Genomic DNA, 291 nt, shown 5'->3' with positions numbered 1-291 from the left:
CATGGCTGGCCTCGCGCCAGGACGTGGTCGCGGTGCTCAACGGGCGGCGCGGCGACGCCCGCGCCTCGCGCCGGTCCCCGCTGGTCGGCCTGGTGCTGCTGGGCGCCGGCATCGCCGCAGCGGTGTACGGCGCACGGGCGGGGGTGGGTGACAACGGTGAGGTCCTGATCGCCGCGTCCGCGCTCCTCAGCGTGCTGGGCATGATCCTGCTGGTGCCCGTCGTGGTCGTCGCGGTGGCCCGGTTGGCCAGGGGGCTGCCGCTGCCGCTGCGCTTCGCGGCCCGCGACGCCG

The 291-nt window shown here is 77.3% G+C and carries 1 protein-coding gene; it reads left to right on the top strand.

The annotated features are described in order from the left end of the window. On the top strand, window positions 1-291 hold a 291-nt coding region (locus QWY29_RS20100; protein WP_300963004.1), incomplete at both ends, for a hypothetical protein.

Source organism: Nocardioides abyssi (assembly GCF_030412915.1).
Lineage (GTDB): Bacteria > Actinomycetota > Actinomycetes > Propionibacteriales > Nocardioidaceae > Nocardioides > Nocardioides abyssi.
Note: the sequence above shows the minus strand (reverse complement) of the source record. Positions and strands in the feature narration are given on the sequence as shown.